Here is a 474-nt window from a genome sequence, read left to right on the forward strand (position 1 = left end):
TCGAGGAAGGCCACGTCGACCTCGTACTTCTGCGAGCCGATCTCGCTGGAGCGCAGTTCGATGAGGGACGAGGTGACCGCCTTGCGCTTACCCTTGCGCGGCTGGGCGCAGCGGATCACCCGGAAGGCGGGGGCGTCGGACGCGGTGGGCGTCGGGGTCGCGTAGGAACCGGACGAGCCGGACGAGGAGGTGTCGTCGTCATTGTCGTTGTCGTAGTTGTGGCGGTAACCGCTGTTGCTCTTCTTGGAGTTGGAGCAGCCGCCGCCCGAACTGCTGCTGCCCTTGCTCTTTCCGCTCTTGCCGCTGCTGGACGTGGAGAACCCGGTGAGCGCGAGCACCACCACGACCAGGACCGCCGCGAGCTTGATCTGTCGCCGCATCATGGACGCAGCCCCCCTTGTTGTCGGTCGTCTGCCGTTCCTTGCTCTGTCCGTGCCCAGCATGCCGGGTGCGGACAGCTCGTAGGTCATGAGC

At 66.0% G+C, this 474-nt stretch carries 1 protein-coding gene; it reads right to left on the bottom strand.

The genetic code is table 11. The features are described from left to right. Positions 1–383: hypothetical protein (locus RM812_RS42265; protein WP_311586340.1), on the bottom strand; the 383-nt coding region annotated here is incomplete at its 3' end. Positions 384–474 lie beyond the last annotated feature (91 nt).

The organism is Streptomyces lancefieldiae, assembly GCF_031845825.1.
In the GTDB taxonomy this organism is placed as follows: domain Bacteria; phylum Actinomycetota; class Actinomycetes; order Streptomycetales; family Streptomycetaceae; genus Streptomyces; species Streptomyces lancefieldiae.